The organism is Roseovarius roseus, assembly GCF_043355935.2.
Taxonomy (GTDB): Bacteria; Pseudomonadota; Alphaproteobacteria; order Rhodobacterales; family Rhodobacteraceae; genus Roseovarius; species Roseovarius roseus.
Map to the genome: position 1 here is coordinate 101,587 of NZ_JBHFPE020000002.1, position 16,688 is coordinate 118,274.

Annotated in this window: 17 protein-coding genes; 7 read left to right on the top strand and 10 right to left on the bottom strand. The window is 56.5% G+C overall.

Going from position 1 to position 16,688, the window contains the following annotated elements; translation table 11 throughout:
• Positions 1-11: 11 nt before the first annotated feature.
• The 5 genes from ACEWPL_RS04360 to ACEWPL_RS04380 all read right to left on the bottom strand — a co-directional run bounded on the left by ACEWPL_RS04360 (position 12) and on the right by ACEWPL_RS04380 (position 3,582).
• Entirely contained in the window at positions 12-587 is a 576-nt protein-coding gene (locus ACEWPL_RS04360) for an NYN domain-containing protein (RefSeq protein WP_393933588.1), read from the bottom strand.
• Positions 588-1,053: 466 nt separating this feature from the next.
• Entirely contained in the window at positions 1,054-1,458 is a 405-nt protein-coding gene (locus ACEWPL_RS04365) for a hypothetical protein (RefSeq protein WP_393933590.1), read from the bottom strand.
• A complete protein-coding gene (locus ACEWPL_RS04370) occupies positions 1,455-1,739 on the bottom strand; it encodes a hypothetical protein (RefSeq protein ID WP_393933592.1) in 285 nt (94 codons plus the stop codon). The genes ACEWPL_RS04365 and ACEWPL_RS04370 overlap by 4 nt, the downstream gene beginning before the upstream one ends.
• Positions 1,740-1,820: 81 nt before the next feature.
• The gene (locus ACEWPL_RS04375; protein WP_393933594.1) at positions 1,821-2,294 is read right to left on the bottom strand and encodes a recombination protein NinG; all 474 of its coding nucleotides are present in this window, start codon (positions 2,292-2,294) and stop codon (positions 1,821-1,823) included.
• Between the two features lie 661 nt (positions 2,295-2,955).
• Positions 2,956-3,582, bottom strand: coding sequence for a recombinase family protein (locus ACEWPL_RS04380; RefSeq protein ID WP_393933596.1), 627 nt, complete (start codon positions 3,580-3,582; stop codon positions 2,956-2,958).
• Between the two features lie 347 nt (positions 3,583-3,929).
• Here ACEWPL_RS04380 and ACEWPL_RS04385 point away from each other — a divergent pair, with 347 nt between their 5' ends.
• From ACEWPL_RS04385 to ACEWPL_RS04395, 3 genes are all read left to right on the top strand, one after another.
• Positions 3,930-4,169, top strand: coding sequence for a type I restriction-modification system subunit M N-terminal domain-containing protein (locus tag ACEWPL_RS04385; RefSeq protein WP_393933598.1), 240 nt, complete (start codon positions 3,930-3,932; stop codon positions 4,167-4,169).
• Entirely contained in the window at positions 4,166-5,086 is a 921-nt protein-coding gene (locus tag ACEWPL_RS04390) for an HNH endonuclease (RefSeq protein ID WP_393933600.1), read from the top strand. The genes ACEWPL_RS04385 and ACEWPL_RS04390 overlap by 4 nt, the downstream gene beginning before the upstream one ends.
• 195 nt (positions 5,087-5,281) lie before the next feature.
• Positions 5,282-6,685, top strand: a complete 1,404-nt coding sequence (locus ACEWPL_RS04395) for an ATP-dependent nuclease (protein ID WP_393933602.1) — start codon at positions 5,282-5,284, stop codon at positions 6,683-6,685.
• 398 nt (positions 6,686-7,083) lie between these two features.
• Here ACEWPL_RS04395 and ACEWPL_RS04400 read toward each other — a convergent pair whose 3' ends face one another.
• The 4 genes from ACEWPL_RS04400 to ACEWPL_RS04415 form a co-directional block, all read right to left on the bottom strand.
• Positions 7,084-7,428: a hypothetical protein gene (locus ACEWPL_RS04400; protein WP_393933604.1), complete on the bottom strand. Its 345-nt coding sequence runs from the start codon at positions 7,426-7,428 to the stop codon at positions 7,084-7,086.
• Between the two features lie 272 nt (positions 7,429-7,700).
• On the bottom strand, positions 7,701-8,513 hold the full coding sequence (locus ACEWPL_RS04405) for a hypothetical protein (protein WP_393933606.1): 813 nt from the start codon (positions 8,511-8,513) through the stop codon (positions 7,701-7,703).
• Between the two features lie 78 nt (positions 8,514-8,591).
• The gene (locus ACEWPL_RS04410) at positions 8,592-9,605 is read right to left on the bottom strand and encodes an HNH endonuclease (RefSeq protein ID WP_393933608.1); all 1,014 of its coding nucleotides are present in this window, start codon (positions 9,603-9,605) and stop codon (positions 8,592-8,594) included.
• A gap of 138 nt (positions 9,606-9,743) precedes the next feature.
• On the bottom strand, positions 9,744-10,283 hold the full coding sequence (locus ACEWPL_RS04415) for a hypothetical protein (RefSeq protein ID WP_393933610.1): 540 nt from the start codon (positions 10,281-10,283) through the stop codon (positions 9,744-9,746).
• Between the two features lie 545 nt (positions 10,284-10,828).
• Between ACEWPL_RS04415 and ACEWPL_RS04420 the strand changes: the two genes are divergently transcribed.
• The 4 genes from ACEWPL_RS04420 to ACEWPL_RS04435 all read left to right on the top strand — a co-directional run bounded on the left by ACEWPL_RS04420 (position 10,829) and on the right by ACEWPL_RS04435 (position 14,763).
• Complete coding sequence (locus ACEWPL_RS04420) at positions 10,829-11,983, top strand: benzoate/H(+) symporter BenE family transporter (protein WP_393933612.1); 1,155 nt, start codon at positions 10,829-10,831, stop codon at positions 11,981-11,983.
• A 109-nt stretch (positions 11,984-12,092) separates the two neighbouring features.
• Positions 12,093-13,427: a trigger factor gene (gene tig, locus ACEWPL_RS04425; protein ID WP_393933614.1), complete on the top strand. Its 1,335-nt coding sequence runs from the start codon at positions 12,093-12,095 to the stop codon at positions 13,425-13,427.
• Positions 13,428-13,714: 287 nt separating this feature from the next.
• Complete coding sequence (locus tag ACEWPL_RS04430) at positions 13,715-14,029, top strand: DnaJ family domain-containing protein (protein WP_393933616.1); 315 nt, start codon at positions 13,715-13,717, stop codon at positions 14,027-14,029.
• Positions 14,030-14,295: 266 nt separating this feature from the next.
• Positions 14,296-14,763, top strand: coding sequence for an MAPEG family protein (locus tag ACEWPL_RS04435; protein ID WP_393933618.1), 468 nt, complete (start codon positions 14,296-14,298; stop codon positions 14,761-14,763).
• Between the two features lie 205 nt (positions 14,764-14,968).
• On the opposite strand, the gene metG is transcribed toward ACEWPL_RS04435, so the two are convergent.
• On the bottom strand, positions 14,969-16,687 hold the full coding sequence (gene metG / locus ACEWPL_RS04440; protein WP_393933620.1) for a methionine--tRNA ligase: 1,719 nt from the start codon (positions 16,685-16,687) through the stop codon (positions 14,969-14,971).
• Position 16,688 lies beyond the last annotated feature (1 nt).

Consider the following 16,688-nt stretch of genomic DNA (forward strand, 5'->3'; position numbering starts at 1 on the left):
TGCCGCGACCATCAGGCAGGGGCCGGCGCCTCCATACCTTCGAGCCAGAGCGCGCGGTTGCGATAGCCGCCCCGGATGAGCCGACCCTGTTCGGCGATTTCAGGGTAATCGTCCGCCCAGTCGCGGTAGCGGTCATTGGTGACGATCGGCGCGTTGTAATCGCGCGCGACGGTCAGGAGGTAGCTATCGGCAATCGTCCCCTTGGGCACGACTAGCACACGATCCTCGGGCAGGCCGAGGCTCTTGGCCATGACGTAGTCGTCCTGATATTTGCCCGTCAGCAAGTAGCCCACGTTGGCGTCGAAGATGACGGCGGGGGTGTGACGTTGGACCCTGAGATGGGCGATCACCTCGCGCAGCGTCTCGATCTGCGGGCTGTTGTCCTTCCAGTGCATGACGTTCGACCCGTCGATCAGAATCCAGTTCGGTTTGTGCCTCTTGCGGGTAAAGGCCGCGCGCAGCCACAGTATCAGCGCCGCGACGGCACAGGGGCCAGCCAGCAGTAGGAGATCGCCATACTCGGGCAGCAGAAGCGCCACGGCGACGCCCGCGAGAGACAGGACCAAGATCAGGGCTGGAATAACCATGAGAGTGTTTACCGCGGTTGGCCCGGGGCGTGAAGCGGGTGAAGTGAGGCTATGCGAAATTTCCCAGCGGGGCTACTCACTGGACTGTATATTTCGTTCAAGGCTCAGATCGTCGTCTGGCTGATCGTCTCGCCACAGCTTCTTCATGCCTTCCATCCAGCCAGACGTTGTCTCTGTATGAAACGCCCCGGTTTCGTCGGAGACCTACAGCTTCATTTCACGCGACCATATCGAGCACGTCGCGCTGTGCATAGAAGTTCTCTTCTGCCTCGACTGGCGGGAAATTTCCGATGGGTCCAAGCAGCCGGCGATTGTTAACCAATCGACCCACCCGCCGACGAAGCGCGGTTCTGAGGGCGCTGAGGTGGGCAGGTCAGGGTTGTGTAGATTTGTAATCGCGTTCTCTTCTTCGCCATTGGCGTTGATCCATCCGGACATGGTGATGTTTCCTTGTGTTGTCTGGTGATTAGTTGATGGGGGTGTCAGCGTCGGCTGGACAGCCGCCGAAGTCTGCGTGGTTGATGATGCGGTCGAGACCCTCGGCCATGAGGGCAGCCAGAACCTCGGACCGAGAGATTTCCTTGCCGGTGGCCATGAGGTGCCGCGCTTGGAGCATCTCGATGATGGCCATCTGGTCGATGCGGATTTGGATAGATGCCCAGCGCGGGCGGTCAGCCCAAGGCCAGTGTCGCGGCGCTTTCGTCTGTCGCCGGATTGCGTCCAAAGTCGAGGCTTCCTCTGCGGCCATGAGTTCGATGGTCGGGACAACCGTGAAGAGCCTCTTGCGGAGGTGGCGGGTCCAGCGGGCGCGGTTGCGCTCCCCCAAGGCGGTGGCCTTAGTCTTGGCGGGGCGGGTGTATAGCTTGGTCATTGGGATTTCCTCCGAGTTTGTTTTGGCTGCGGCGCTGCAAGGAAGGCCGTTTTAAGGGGTGTTGGGATGAAGCAGAGGGTGTCCCCTCGGTAGACCTTTAACAGGCCCTCAAACTGGGGGTTTTCAGCACGCAGAACGGCTGCCAGCTTCCAGACTATAGGGCCATCGCCGGTGATCTCATGGCCAAGCGAAGACCTCGCCCTGGGTTTTGTCCGATACTCGTTCTTGCTGCGGTAGACCCGGACTGCGTCGAGGTCGATGCGGATGGTGTTGGTGGTCATGGTGTCTGCCTTTCGGGCATGAAAAAGCCCCCGCCGGTGAACCGACAGGGGCGCGTTAAGGTGATCTCTGGGGGTGGGCGGTCAGGGACGCGGCGGGATGCCTTCCGGCTCCTCTCCCTCGCGAACCGCCTTGATGTATCGCCGGATGGAAAGGCCGAAGAACTTCTGGGTGTAGGCGTTAGCGGCCTTGGCGATGTTCATCCGGTTGTCCGCTCGGGGCGGCGTCATGTGCAACTTGCGGTCGGTCAGGATATTTCTGAGACCGGCATCATTCGGGATGAACCCCAGAATGTGCTTCATCACCCCAAGGCGTTCTTGCGGGGCTGGCGTGTAGATCATCTCGGTCAGGCGGTGGGCACGGTCATAGTGTCGCCAAGAGCGTGTCCTGTTCTCGTCGCTACGGCTTCCCCTTGAGGCGTTCCTTGAGGTGCAGCGTTGGCATTCGGGGGAGCAATATCTCTGGTTGGACCGGTTGGGAATGAAGGCGGCATTGCATCCGGGGCAGTCTGCGGCGCTATCCTCGGGCATGACAATTGGATCGACGGCGTCGAACATAACGGATTCCTTTCGATGGTGATGGGGTGCTGCGAAGGCTGGAGGTCGTGACCGTCGAAGACGGACCTCCTCATTAGAGGTGCAGGTGAAGGCTGGCCTGACGCTCACCTGAGGAACTCAGGGTCGCTATCAGGGGCGCGTTCATGTGCAGCGTTCACACGGTGACTTTGTCCTTGGAGACCCAAGGAGGAGATGAAGACTGAACATGCCCGCTAAGTTGACTTAGGGGCTTGGTCTTCGCCGCGACCAGCGGCAATGGGTCTTCACCTGTGAGAGGCGATCTCAGGGGCAACCAGCCTAGCTGGGGCAATCTGAGGGTTCACCTTTAAGGTTCGGCTTCTTGTTCGCGAAGGCGAAGCCGTAGCACCTAGAGGGATACATTACATGTGCGGAGGGCGGATTACTGGGCAATGATGTGTGAAGTTACGAAAACCACTGTCACCACCCCCCCGAAGGCGTGCGCCAAAAAGAACCCGCCTCGGCAACCCGAAGGTCACCGAGGCGGGCACCAAGGAGAGAACCATGAAGTCAACATCATCTGTTGCGATGGAATACGCCCGTCATCGTCTAGCCAGCGTCGGCAGCGCCCGTTACAGACTGCCGGTTGTGACCGCTCAGGGTTTCTTACATCTAGTATGGGGGTAAATGTTCTTTATTTGTTCTAGTTCGCATCTGCCTGCCGCGAGATGCGATATACCGACTGTCTACTTATGCCCAGCCGTCTGGCGATTTCTGCTGGCCCTACGCCTTCGTCGCGGAGCTTGGTCACCTTCTCCGCATCAATGCTGGGAGGGCGTCCCTTGTAAGGGCTGGCCGCGCCTTTCGCCTTGGCTGCGGCGATACCCTCCCGTTGACGTTCCTTCCTGATCTCTGTTTCGAACTCCCCAAACGCCGACAACATCGTGAAGAAAAGCCGTCCCTCAGGCGATGCGGTGTTGATGGGCTGTTCGAGGGCAGTCAGGTCGGCTCCCATCTCTTCGATTTGGCTGGCGATGGTCAGCAAGTCTTGCGTGGAGCGGGCCAGACGGTCCAGCCGTGTGATGACCACGCAATCCCCTTTGCGAAGGCCGCGCAGAAGATGCGCCAATTGTTCCCGTCCTTCGCGCTTCGTCCCGCTGGCTTTCTCGGCATACAGGTGCCGCTTGGCCACGCCTGCGTTTTCCAACGCTGCGGTCTGAACCTCAAGAGATTGGCCCGCAGAGGACACCCTCGCGTAACCGACAAGGGCACCTCCACGGGCTTCAACGGTTTGCTTCAAGGTCACTAGGTTAGCTGTGGCTTCGGTCATTGCGGGTTCTCCGAGGTGTAACGAAAACGTGTCTACATTTTCGTTACTGTCATTTATACCTACGGTCAACCCTAATGTGACGCCATCAGCCTCTCTGCGCCATGTAACGTCAGCGTATACCCTTGTGAGCGCTTGAGGGTTGGTGTGCGTTCAAGCGAATATTTGACATTGGCTCCCCCACGGGGGAATGCGCGTGTTGTCTTATCTATCTCTGGGCCTTAGATTTTTGTGGTGAAATGAAATGAGGTTCACCGACAAGCGCGCTCAACAAGGCCACGGAGGTTGCAACCCATAGATGATTTGCGCAATCCTGCCCGGAACAACTCGCAGGGAAGTCAAAAAACACAATGAGCACTGCAGAAATTGAGTCGCTGGGGTCGCTCGTCTGGTCCATCTCAGAACTCCTCCGCGGCGACTTCAAGAAGTCCGAGTATGGCAACGTGATCGGGCCCTTCGTCGCACAGCGCCGTCTAGATCGCGTCCTAGAGGAGACCAAGCTAGCAATCCTCGATATGGCCCGGAGGCTGCCCGGGGATATGAGCAACAAGCGCCACCTTGACGTTGTTGAAGAGGAGGTCGGCACGTGAATCGGTATCTCATCAAGATCAACGGTGAAAAGCGGTGCCCCCAGCAGATTAGCCGCCCTGCAGGCAGTACCGATTGGGAAGGCGGTGAAGTATTGCTAGAAGCCAATTCTCCCGTTCTTGCGCGGCCCGGCTCCCGCCAAGAGGCACCAACCATTAGCGAGGGCGATGAGCTTTGGATATGGACCCATGAAGACGAAAACTTTGGCAAAGGATGGGGGCTGACGGCCAAAGCAAAAGCAGGAAGGTCGCAAATCTCCGAAGGCGAAGTTGCGCTGCAACTTAATAACGTGGAGCGCCTAGACCGACCATTCGGTTTTAAGGTCCTCGGCACCGAACCAACGGGTAGCCGATTGATCGACTACCTCCGGACCTATCGTCATCATCTCGTCTTTCTTATTGAAGACGACGACTACCCAGATTTCGTGGCGCTCGCTGAACGGCACGGCACTTTTCCCGCAGAATTTAAGCAGCCGTACGAAACAGAGTGGGGCAAATACATCAAAGAGAACAAAAGGGAAATTTTACAAGACCTTTCCGACCGCCGCTTGAGCTTCCAAAAGGCGCGACCGGGACAGGGACAGTTCCGAGCTGCGCTTTTCGAAGCGTATGGCGGACGATGTGCCTTGACCCGCTGTTCAGTTCCACAGGCCTTAGAGGCAGCGCACGTTCTTCCTCACAATGGTAATTCGGTTCGAGATCAGACCGACAACGGTCTACTTTTGCGCCGCGATCTGCATGCCATGTTTGATGACATGCTCTGGAGCATTGATCCAAAAACCAGCAAGGTCTGCCTGTCTCGCCAGTTAAATGACAAGTCTTACGCTGGGATGGATGGTTTACTAGTCAACCACCACGTTGCCCAAGAACCGTTGCGAGTTCACTTCATTCAATTTCAGAACACAAACAAGGATTTCTGATCAGGTAAATACCGCTGTCGGGTTGTCTAAGGAGAGGCGGCATCCAATGCTTCCGTTATGCCCTTGATCTTGAGGCTAGACCGCTGTCCTTCGTTCTTTCCTTTTAAACGAGGCTTTGCAACTGTGAGGCAATGACTGCGGCAGCGATGCTACTACGCAGAACCTTGCGCACAAAAAAAGCACTGGAGAAAGCCTATGTTCAAGCGTTTCACCTTAGGCTTCTATAGAGCCTACGCAGAGCCTCAAACGCTGGATTTTGCCATACCGGACGACGGTTGCATCGGACTGAACGTTATTGTCGGCCAGAACAACTCGGGCAAGTCAACTGCCCTGACTGTAATGAAAGAACTTTTTCACCAATCACAAGACTTTATACATGACAGCATGTCGCGCGTGGGGGACCATGCACCAATCGTCAAGCTTGATGTTCACTTTGATCAAGGCGACGAAAGTGTGTTTTGCGAAGAAAGAACTGCGGGCTTTTTCGTTAAAATTATCGAAGGAAAGGACGCCGCACAATCCGAAAACCGCAGGAATCAATTGCGTAGTCGAGTTCAGTTTTTACCGTCTCGGCGCTCTTGGTCGGACCGGTTCAATCGGGCCGCCAAGCAAAGCAAACAACAGATGGAAGATCAGCTCTTCAACCTTCAGCGAAATCAGGAAGCACAACTAGGCCTAATCTTGTCGACAATTATCCGAGATGGTCAAAAGCCTGAGTTTGATAAAATACTCATCCGAGTGATGCCTGACGTCGTTGATTGGGGTGTCAATAGATTTTTGGACCAAGACTATATTGAATACAAAAGCCCATCAGGGAACGTGCACGCACTGAGCCTTCTTGGTGAAGGTTTTTCAAGTGTATTCCGCATGACTTATACGCTCTTTTCGTCGAAGCCCGGCGATGTAGTGATTTTAGATGAGCCAGAACTCTCCCTTCATCCAGAAGCTCAGAAATCACTTTACAAGTTGCTTAGCGAACTTGCTGAAGATCGTCAGATAATCATCGCTACCCACTCGCCTTACATGGTCAACTGGGAGCATCTCAGTCGCGGCGCGCGTTTATTCCGAGTGGGAATAGGAACGGATGGAAGCGCCACAGTGACTAGTCTTTCCGATGCCGCGATCAAAGATGTTATGCCTGCTGTCGAAGGTGATATTCGCAACCGTAAGAACTTTGATGTTCTAGCGAAAGAGGTCTTCTTCCGCAGTCGCGTAGTTTTCTGTGAGGGTCAGGAAGACGTGCTTTTTATTGAGAATTACCTCAGAGCCGAGAACCGTGAACCTTTACCTCTATTCGGATACGGCTCGGGCGGTGACCGTTGGATTGCCAAATGGCTTGTGCTAGCAACAGATCTGGGAATTCGCGCTGCTGCCATTTACGATGGAAACGTGGTAGACGAAGCCGAGCGCGTCGCTGAACTCTTTAAGAGTAATCCTGATGTAAAGACTTGGATAATTCCGGCGAATGATATTCGTGATAAATGTCGCGGTGAAGCTCTTGAGCACGGCATATTCAATACAAAAGGAGAAATAAACGCAGAGTTCCGACCGGCTTTCAACGCAATGCTGGATGATGTTGAGAAATGGTTGAAAGCCTAGTTAGAACGCGACGTCACTGCAATGCTTTGCTCCCCCTAGCCGCTGATACGTTAGTAAACTGACACAACGAATAGACGTTTGCTCAGCATCACCGGCCTGAACTGGATCAAGTCAATGCTGGCTTAACCTTCTCTTCGCTGTCGTTTATGATGCGATAGACGATCGATTTCAAGACCAGCCTTCTGATCGAGTGTGGATGTGCGAGCGTAACCGACAAGCATGAGCATTCCTCCAATTTAGCCTTAAAGACTTAGCCAGAAATCATTCCCAATATGTCAATACAATTCCTATGGGAAGCACTCTTGGGCGCGCGAAGGGTTCCCGCACACCCAAGGTCTAGTAGGAATTCAGGACCTTTTATATCAAAGCATGGCCAATCCCGAATGGCCGCGATGCACCTAGAAGGCAGCAGTCGACTTCGGTGGGTCCATCCTTTCGTCTGGATGGCGTGTAAGTTCCATCAAAGTGTGTTGGCACTTATCGGCTTCCTCAATGCTGTCCACGGCAGAAGCAACGGCTTCGAGCGCCGTTCGTAAACCCTCTTCGGCGGCATGTGTTGCGCGTATCAAGTTGTCCATAAGGTTGTAGAGTGCGTTGTTCTTGGCATCGCATCCAAGATTCACCGTAAACTCCTCCTCGACCGCTTCGGACGACGCAAATGTTTTTATTCTGGCTGCCAATTCTGTGGCAACGTCAACGAGCTTGTTGCGGTTGACTGGCATATAAGTTTCGGTATCGAGCATGCTTTCCTCTTGTTTTCTGGGTTTAGTAGACTGGGTTAGATCTGGGGCAGACTCTCGATGAGTGACGCCTCCATCAATCACAATACTGGCCCCCATCAGCGGGGGCGTGATTATCTATAAATCTTTGGCTGCCAGATCTTTTCGATGAAACTGAAGGGCTTCTCCGCGCGAGATCGCTCTCATGCCGATACTGGGGCGATCTGGCACCATCCGGCAATCCTGTCAAAGACTTCTGCAGCGAGGGAACTGGTCCATTATTTCCGCAGCGCTGTTCACGCTTCAGCAGGAAAAGCGGTCACTTCACGAAAGCTCCAAACTGAACTATCCGCACCAAGTACCGCAGGTTCGGACCAATCTGCGACCATCCATCCCACCAGATTCTTCGAATCTAACTCGATCAAGGACAGGTCTGAGTCGGAAGCATAATATCTTGCGAGTTTCCTGCAGTCCTCATCGCTTGAGTGATCACCGTCGGGGTGGGATTTCAAGATCGCCATTCTAACAGGCGTACTCATTATATGTCTCACCTCGCGCATGAGCCTAAGAAGCAAGCGGCTTCCTCGGTGCTCAGGTGATACAAATCCTCTCTCCAACACAACGATTCCGGTGCATTCCAAATTGAAATCAGCTTGCCCGAGTCTTGTATCGATGAGTTTCAGATTGTCGGCGATGACGTCAAACGCCTCCGCAGCATGGCCTGAACGTGAATCAAAGACATCGAACGTAGCGTCATACCCTTCGGTGCCGGGCAGATAGCCGGGGTCGCAAACGAAACCGTTCAATTCTGCTACGATCTTGCCGTTACCGACAGCGTTATTGTGGGCGTCATGCTCTGTGCAGCGTACGGTGAACTCCAGCACCCAATTGAACTCAACATTCTTGGAAACTGTTGATTGGATTGTGTAATGGGTGTTTCGCTCTTCCTGCACTCCGACTTCCTCGTTCTTACGCTTTTCTTGCTTATTATCCCAGCCTACGCTCGCTTCAAGAGAAAAGCATGTTGCTCGCGAGAAAGCGTCCAAAAGTATCAAGAACCGGAGACTGTCGTTCCAATAGATGCGCGAACCGCAGGCAATTCCAGGCATCGGGGTCTTACGGTGAAATGATAGAGTCCCTCCATCGACCAGCGGGCGCGAACATATCACATGCGAAAAAGCTAAACATCAGTTGTTTGCCTTCAACGTGAATCTCAGTTCATCCAGATTCAACCAAGGTCGTCTCGCATGAACCATTCGATGGCAGTTGGCACATAACAACGCTAAATCAGAGATCTTAGTTTTTTCGTCTGGCTTCAATTCGGAAACCGGCTTTGTATGATGACATTCAATGAAACCATCGCCACGCTCCCCATAAACCTCCGCGAAATCAAAGCCGCATGCTTCACAAGCGAGCAGGCCATTTTTGGTTAGGACTTTGGCCTTCTTCCTTTTTACAATTGAGGTATCACGCTCTCTAGTGCGATGGACTCTGGTAACCAGTTTGCCTTCTGCCGCTTCGGTATCTTCTTCATCGAAACCATCCGCCGTGGTTAGCAAGCCCTCCTTCTCATTTAGCAATGCGAGAATGGTATCTGCCGCCTTGGTAAGTCGCTCCGGGTCTTTTGCAAATTCATTCCACACCTCAGCGTCCGCTTTGCCCCCGGATTTCAGACCTAATTTCCCTTGGCTCCGATACCGCTCATCGAAGGGCCGAAAGTTCATCATCTTCATGTAAACGCCGTTAGCGTTTCGGTAGTTATCATCACCGATAACGCCCAGCTTGCGGCCTAGTTGGCTCAGCGTTTCGCTCAGGTCGTGGATTTCCTTGGAGGTTTTACCGGGCGGGTTTCCTTCAAAATCGACATACAAACGCAGCGCAAGGATCAATTCGTCTCGGGTCCAAGTTGGGTTGCGAGATTGACCGCCGACGACCTCGAAGCCAAGCTTACGAAGAGGCTTAGCCACCTGCTGCTCACCACCGCTGAAGTCGCTGAATTTGAACGGATGAAGGCCTTCTCCGCTGTAGCCATGAGCCACCCCGAAGATGGCCTTTGAAGGGAGCTTCGTGCCTTCATACAAAATGTGGTAGCTCTTTGCTGGCCCAAATCCGTATTCGGCAAGAAATCGTTCTTCCCCCAGTTGTTTGAATTCGTGAATTGCCTGCATAACGCCTTCGCGCGTTACATCGGAAAAGCCCATTCTCGTCCCCTTCAAAAAAACTGGTGTTCATCCGCGGCAAACTTAAACGTGCCACAGCGATTGGGCGGGCCGCCTCATCGGTAAGTGAAGTCCCTCCCGGTCTCGATGATACCGATGGTTTTGAGAAATGGTATAGGCCTAAATAGAAAGACCCATCACGTCGGTGACACCCCAAGTCATGCACGCAGTCGGTGCCAAGTCGTCAAGCTCACAGAACTCAATGTTCTCGATCTGCTCGGGTTTGAGTTCCCCTAACTCAACACGAAACTCCGCTTCGTCCAGAGGATCTATCCAAATCGGTGTATCTGCCAAAAATTCATTTTTATTCCCGTCTGCGTCATAAAGGCCAACTGAAACTCGTATCCACGTAGTCACATGGTGGGATGTCTTGTTCTCAAGATCACCGGCCCAGCTTACAGTGCGCTCATCCCACTGTGGTCCAGCGAGACCAGTTGCATGGTCATTGTTGTAGAGGCGCTTTTGGAAATTTCTTACGCATGTTGACTTCACGGCTTCGGCGGAAAGAAGTTCACTTTTTGAATATGACAGACAGTTTTCGACACCCCTAAGGGTGCCTTTATTCACCATCTCGTTCATTACCCTCTGTACTGGGGTAATGCCGAATACCAAGGCTGCTACAAGACAAGCTAGGCCCCCAATCAAATAATTCTTAAACAAGATAGTCTCCGCCGATCACCTTCACTTCACTGTGAAATCTTTTACCCGCTCGTCGAGCCTATGTCATGCCGCTTTCGGTTGCGGCGCATGTATTTTGTAAGCAGTGGGACCCCTGACGTTCTTCGGCCCGCCGTTGGCATCAATGTCTCCATACATCCGAGGCTTTCTTGAAAGGGTTTCCTTGGCCGTGCATCGGAGGCGCTAGACTTCACGGAGTTTCTGTGAGACACAAATGGAGTACGTTTTGGGACACATGGGCGCAAAGCATATCTGATTACCCCTTGAAAAACAGAGGCGTAGCGCTTTCTGGGTTGGCCGGGCTAGTCTTCTCGACCGCACCAATGGTGAAGCATGGCAGAGTGTTTTGCGCCGCAAGATACCGCTTCATCCTTCCTCTCACGAATACGATCCGCGGCGGACGCTTGCATTTTCTAACACCACGGAGCGGGCTCTGCGCGCGTTTTTTCATAAAAACGCCCCCGCCCTGCCACGGGGGCACGTCATTCGCTAATCCTTGGCCGCAAAGCGATTGCGAGGGCTTCATCATGCGCATGTCCGTCATCATCTCGGCTCTCGTGGCGGTCCTTGTCGGCTTTGGCGGATCGGTCGCGATCATCCTGTCGGCGGCAGACGCGCTGGGCGCGACCGAGGGGCAGAAGGCGACGTGGATTACCGTGCTCTGCCTGTCGATGATGGCGACAAGCGGGTATCTCAGCATCCGGCACCGACTGCCGATTGTCACCGCGTGGTCCACCCCCGGTGCGGCCGTACTTGCGGGGGTGACCGCCACGTCAATGGAGGTGGCCACCGGAGCCTTCATCATCGCCGCGCTCATGCTGATCGCGACCGGCCTCGTCCCGGCGCTGGAGCGGGCGGTGGCGCGTATCCCCGGCGAGGTTGCGTCAGCGATGCTGGCGGGGGTTCTTTTTAGCTTCGTGGCGCAGGCGGGGTTGGCGATACCGGGGGCCGAAGGCTTGGTCCTGCCTCTGCTCGCGCTCTTTTTCATCGTGCGGGCGTTTTCTCCGATCTGGGCGGTGCTCGCCGTGCTGACGCTGGGCGTGCCGCTTGCCATCGGCCTTGGCATGGCGCAGCCGGTATGGCAGGGTGGTTTGCCGCCGATGGCGCTCATTTGGCCTGAATGGGATGCGGGCGCGGTGCTGGGCGTGGCCATCCCGCTCTACCTTGTTACGATGGCCTCGCAGAACCTGCCGGGCTTTGCCGTCTTGCGCGCCTCGGGCTATCCGGTGCCGGGCCGGTCGATCCTGACGGTGACGGGCATCGCCTCGCTGGTCTCGGCGCACTTCGGTGCGCACAGCACCAACCTTGCTGCAATCACCGCGTCGATCTGCACAGGGCCTGACGCGCATCCCGATCCGGGAAAACGCTGGCTGACCGGCCCAGTCTATGCGGCGGGCTATGCTGTTATCGCCGTCGTTGCGATGCCGCTGGTCCTACTTTTCGCCAGCTTTCCGCCCGCCCTGATTGTCGTCGTCGCAGGGGTGGCGCTCTTGGGGCCGTTCATCGGATCGCTCAGTGGCGCGCTGGCCTCGGGCCGCCATGCCGCGCCCGCCGCGGTGACATTCGTCACGACCGCCTCTGGCCTCACCCTAATGGGCATCGGCGCCGCCTTCTGGGGCCTTGTCGCGGGCCTTGCCCTTGTTGCCGTCGAGGCCGCGCGGGACCGGTTGCGCCGGGGCTAGGCCAGCCGAAGACTCTGCTTGCGCGCGACGCCGCACGCCCATAGAAAGCGCTTGATTTTGACCGCCGCGGACGCCTCCGCGGCCCGAATGCAATGGATAAGGACGAACAATGCAGGTCACCGAGACCCAGAACGAAGGCCTCAAGCGCGCCTATACGATGCTCCTCACCGCTCAGGAGCTGGACGCTAAGGTCATGGACAAGCTGAAAGAAGCGCAGCCCGACGTCGAGATGAAGGGCTTTCGCAAGGGCAAGGTGCCGCTGGCCCTGCTCAAGAAGAACTTTGGCCAGCGCGTGATGGGCGAGGCCATGCAAGAGGCCGTTGACGACGCCATGAAGGCGCATTTCGCCGAAAAGGGCGTGCGCCCCGCCGCCGAGCCGGCGATGAAGATGACCAACGAGGATTGGAAAGAGGGCGACGACGTCGAGGTCGAAATGTCCTACGAGGCGCTGCCCGAGATCCCCGAGCTGGACCTGAGCAAGATCAAGCTGGAGCGTCTGAAGGTTGTCCCCGACGATGCCGCTGTTGACGACGCGCTGAAGAACCTCGCGTCGAACGCGCAGGATTTCGAGGACCGCAAGAAAGGCGCCAAGGCTAAGGATGGCGACCAGATCACGATGGATTTCGTCGGCAAGGTCGACGGCGAAGCCTTCGAGGGCGGCTCGGCCGAGGATTATCCTCTGGTCCTGGGCAGCAACAGCTTCATCCCCGGTTTCGAAGAGCAGCTGGTCGGCGTCAAGGCCGATGAGGAAAAGGACGTCACTGTCAATTTCCCCGAGGATTACCAGGCCGAGCATCTGGCCGGCAAAGAGGCCGTCTTCAGCTGCACGATCAAGGCCGTGAAGGCCCCCAAGGATGCCGAGATCGACGACGAGCTGGCCAAGAAATTCGGGTCCGAGGATCTGGATGCGCTCAAGGGCCAGATCCGTGAGCGCCTTGAGGCGGAGTATGGCAGCGCCGCCCGCGCGGTGATGAAGCGCGCGATGCTGGACGAGCTGGACAAGATGGTCAGCTTTGATCTGCCCCCTTCGATGGTCGAGCAGGAAGCCAAGCAGATTGCGCATCAGCTGTGGCATGACGACAACCCTGACGTGAAGGGCCACGACCACCCCGAGATCGAGACCACGGACGAGCACAACAAGCTGGCCGAGCGCCGCGTGCGTCTGGGCCTCCTGCTGGCCGAGCTGGGCCAGCGCGCCGAGATCCAGGTGACCGATCAGGAAATGACGCAGGCCATCATGGAGCAGGCCCGTCAGTATCCGGGCCAGGAGCGTCAATTCTTCGAGTTCATCCAGCAGAACCAGCAGATGCAGCAGCAGATGCGCGCGCCGATCTTCGAAGACAAGGTCATCGACTACGTTGCCGAGCAGGCCAAAGTGACCGAGAAAGAGGTTACGAAAGCCGAGCTGGAGAAAGAGATCGAGAAGCTGGACGACGAAGCTTAAGCGCTTTCAGTCTTTTCCGACTTGAAAAGGGCGGGTCGATTGGCCCGCCCCTTACCGGATGTGTTGAAACGCCCATACGACGCACCCAGTGCATTGTTGCTTTCACCTAAAAATGCCCTCGCAAATTTCTGCGAGGGCATTTTGGTTTCGTATGCCGGTCCGCAGGGCAAAGTCGCTGATGGAAGCATCAGTTGGAGCGGTATCTCATGAGGGTTCTGTCAGAGCGGGCTAACAAAAGCCGAATGAATGGACTATATATCAGGCAGGCAATTGAGAGGCGTTGGTTCGTGTCACATCCATTGAACTCTGCAATTGAAATGGCGATCAAAGCCGCCGACAGGTCGGACGAATTCAAGAACCTTCCGGGGGCTGGAAAGCCGCTGGAGTTTCTCTCCAACCCCAAAGATGCGGTGATTGATCGTCTCATGAATGAGAACCAGGCCAAGCCGTTGGCTGTGCATCTGAAAAGCAAAGTCACAGAGCTCCGGCAGGCGCTGCGATCTGAAACAGATGAAGCTGTTCGCAAATCGTTGATGAAAGAGATCGCTGACCAGCAGCTGAGGTTGGACCTCGAACTGGAAGCCTTGCGCAAATACGGCTGAGTCTGACACGCCAACGTCACTTTCGCTGACTGCGGCTTTGCCTAAGGAGGCTCCGCACACAGCGCGCCACCCTCATCACATCCGGTAAGGGGCTTGGCCCGATTGCAAGCCCCTTACCGGATGTGTTGAAGATCGCACTCGATGAGGTTGTCGCGTGCCAGTGGATCGGGCCGCTATACGGTCGGCAAAAATTTTTTTTCGCAACCTCATGCCGCGGGTCGTGATAATCTGATCTTGCGGAAGCTCTCCGCAGGAGAATTCCTTATATGACCTCTACCCTCACGATGGAGAACCCGGTCTTTGCAGCTTACGCCGCTGCGGCCGCGATCATGATATTCAAGCTCATGGGTCAGGGGTGGATGACCGTGGCGCTGATGGTGAAAACCGATGCGGGCCTTCTCAATCCCGAAGATCTTCGTGCCACGGTTGCCAACCGGAACCCCCGGCCCGAGCAGATGGACCTGAACGAGAATGTCGAGCGCTCGCGCCGCATGCAGCGGAACGACCTCGAGAGCATTCCGGCCTTCCTGGCCGCTGGACTTGTCTTCGTCACCACGCAGCCGCCCCTCTGGGTGGCGGTGTTTCTTTTTGCCACCTTCGTGCTGTCGCGTCTCGCACACACCTATGCGTACGCAACAGCACAGAACCATGAGATAAGGGCCGCCTTCTTCTCGGTGGGCTCAGCCGTGGTGATTGTCATGGCTCTGTGGGTGTTGGTCGCAGCGGTGGTCTGACAGTCAAATCGTCCACCGTCTGCTCGGCTGATGTTTGGAAGAGGCGGCCCTCTCGCAGAAATCTGCGAGGGCATGACGTGGTCTCGACCCTTTTATGGAGAGGTTTCGCCTGGCTCATCAACACATCTGGTAAGGGGCTTGGCCCGATTGGCCCGCCCTTTTTTATTCATCCACCCAGGTTGCCCGGCCAATCGTTGCGCTTTTATCAGTCCCGCACGCCCGAAAACCGCACCTGCCAGCCTTCGCGCTGCTCATCGGTGATCTTGGCAAATGCCACATCCGGCACGGTAAACGCGTGCCCCGGCTCCAGCACGCCCAGCGCGGCAGGCACATCGTCGGGCCAGCTGTCATCCTCGGTCTGCATTGCCTTCAGCATGTCGGCGGCGGCATCCGGCACGAAGGGTGCGCTCAGCACGCCGTAAAGGCGCACGAGGTTCAGCGCGAGGCGGATCTGCGCGGCCGCCTTGTCGGGATCGGTCTTGAACGTGGTCCAGGGCGCGACCGATTGCAGATACTCGTTGCCGGCCACCCAGATCCCGCGCAGCTCGGCGGCGGATTTGCGGACTTCCATCGCCTCCATGTGCTGCTCATAGGCGCGCACGCGGGTGGTGATGTTCTGGATCAGCGCCTCTTCCTCGGGGCCAAACGCGCCTGCCTCCGGCACCGTCTCGCCGAATTTCGAGCGGCAGAACTTGGTCACGCGGCTGACGAAATTGCCTAGGACGTCGGCCAGATCCTTGTTCACGGAAGCCTGGAAATTCTCCCACGTGAATTCCGCGTCGCTCGATTCGGGCGCATGGCTCAGCAGCCACCAGCGCCAGTAATCGGGCGGCAGGATGTCCAGCGCCTGATCCATGAAGACGCCGCGGCCCTGGGACGTGCTGAACTGCCCGCCATCGTAGTTGAGGTAGTTGAACGACTTGATGTAATCGACCAGCTTCCACGGCTCGCCGCTGCCCAGAATGGTGGCCGGAAAGCTGAGCGTGTGAAAGGGCACGTTGTCCTTGCCCATGAACTGGGTATAACGCACGTCATCGGCGCCCTTGTCGGTGCGCCACCACCGCTCCCACGCGTCATCACTCAGGCCATGCGCCTCGGCCCATTCCCCGGCGCAGGCGATATATTCGATGGGTGCGTCGAACCACACGTAGAAGACCTTGCCTTCCATGCCGGGCCAATCCTTGTCGCCGCGCTTGACCGGGATGCCCCAATCCAGATCGCGGGTGATGCCCCGGTCCTGAAGGCCGTCGCCATCGTTCAGCCATTTGCGCGCGATGGAGGTGGTTAGAATTGGCCAGTCGGTCTTCTCGTCGATCCAGGCATTCAGCTGTTCGCGCATACCGGACTGCATGAGATACAGATGCTTGGTCTCGCGCACTTCCAGATCGGTCGAGCCCGAAATGGCGCTGCGCGGATCGATCAGATCGGTAGGGTCCAGCTGCTTGGTGCAATTCTCGCACTGGTCGCCGCGTGCCTTGTCATAGCCGCAGTTGGGACAGGTGCCCTCGATATAGCGGTCAGGCAGGAAACGGCCATCGGCCTTGGAGTAAACCTGGCTTTCCGTCACTTCGCGGATCAGACCCTGATCGGCGAGTCGGCCCGCGAAATGCTGGGTCAGGGCATGGTTCTGCTTGCTGGAGGAGCGCCCGAAATGATCAAAGCTGAGGCGAAAGCCCTTGGCGATCTCGGCCTGCACGCCGTGCATCTCGGCGCAGTATTGTGCCACGGGTTTGCCGGCCTTCTTGGCCGCCAGCTCGGCGGGGGTGCCGTGCTCATCCGTCGCGCAGAGGAACATCACTTCATGGCCGCGCCCACGCAGGTAGCGTGCATAAAGGTCGGCGGGCAACTGGCTGCCCACAAGATTACCCAGATGCTTGATCCCGTTGATATAGGGAATTGCCGATGTGATCAGATGCCGTGCCATG

Coding starts and splice junctions, on each gene's coding strand:
- ACEWPL_RS04360 (WP_393933588.1), bottom strand. CDS start 587: ATGGTTATTCCAGCCCTGATCTTGGTCCTGTCTCTCGCGGGCGTCGCC.
- ACEWPL_RS04365 (WP_393933590.1), bottom strand. CDS start 1,458: ATGACCAAGCTATACACCCGCCCCGCCAAGACTAAGGCCACCGCCTTG.
- ACEWPL_RS04370 (WP_393933592.1), bottom strand. CDS start 1,739: ATGACCACCAACACCATCCGCATCGACCTCGACGCAGTCCGGGTCTAC.
- ACEWPL_RS04375 (WP_393933594.1), bottom strand. CDS start 2,294: ATGTTCGACGCCGTCGATCCAATTGTCATGCCCGAGGATAGCGCCGCA.
- ACEWPL_RS04380 (WP_393933596.1), bottom strand. CDS start 3,582: ATGACCGAAGCCACAGCTAACCTAGTGACCTTGAAGCAAACCGTTGAA.
- ACEWPL_RS04385 (WP_393933598.1), top strand. CDS start 3,930: ATGAGCACTGCAGAAATTGAGTCGCTGGGGTCGCTCGTCTGGTCCATC.
- ACEWPL_RS04395 (WP_393933602.1), top strand. CDS start 5,282: ATGTTCAAGCGTTTCACCTTAGGCTTCTATAGAGCCTACGCAGAGCCT.
- ACEWPL_RS04400 (WP_393933604.1), bottom strand. CDS start 7,428: ATGCTCGATACCGAAACTTATATGCCAGTCAACCGCAACAAGCTCGTT.
- ACEWPL_RS04405 (WP_393933606.1), bottom strand. CDS start 8,513: ATGCCTGGAATTGCCTGCGGTTCGCGCATCTATTGGAACGACAGTCTC.
- ACEWPL_RS04410 (WP_393933608.1), bottom strand. CDS start 9,605: ATGGGCTTTTCCGATGTAACGCGCGAAGGCGTTATGCAGGCAATTCAC.
- ACEWPL_RS04420 (WP_393933612.1), top strand. CDS start 10,829: ATGCGCATGTCCGTCATCATCTCGGCTCTCGTGGCGGTCCTTGTCGGC.
- tig (WP_393933614.1), top strand. CDS start 12,093: ATGCAGGTCACCGAGACCCAGAACGAAGGCCTCAAGCGCGCCTATACG.
- ACEWPL_RS04435 (WP_393933618.1), top strand. CDS start 14,296: ATGACCTCTACCCTCACGATGGAGAACCCGGTCTTTGCAGCTTACGCC.
- metG (WP_393933620.1), bottom strand. CDS start 16,687: ATGGCACGGCATCTGATCACATCGGCAATTCCCTATATCAACGGGATC.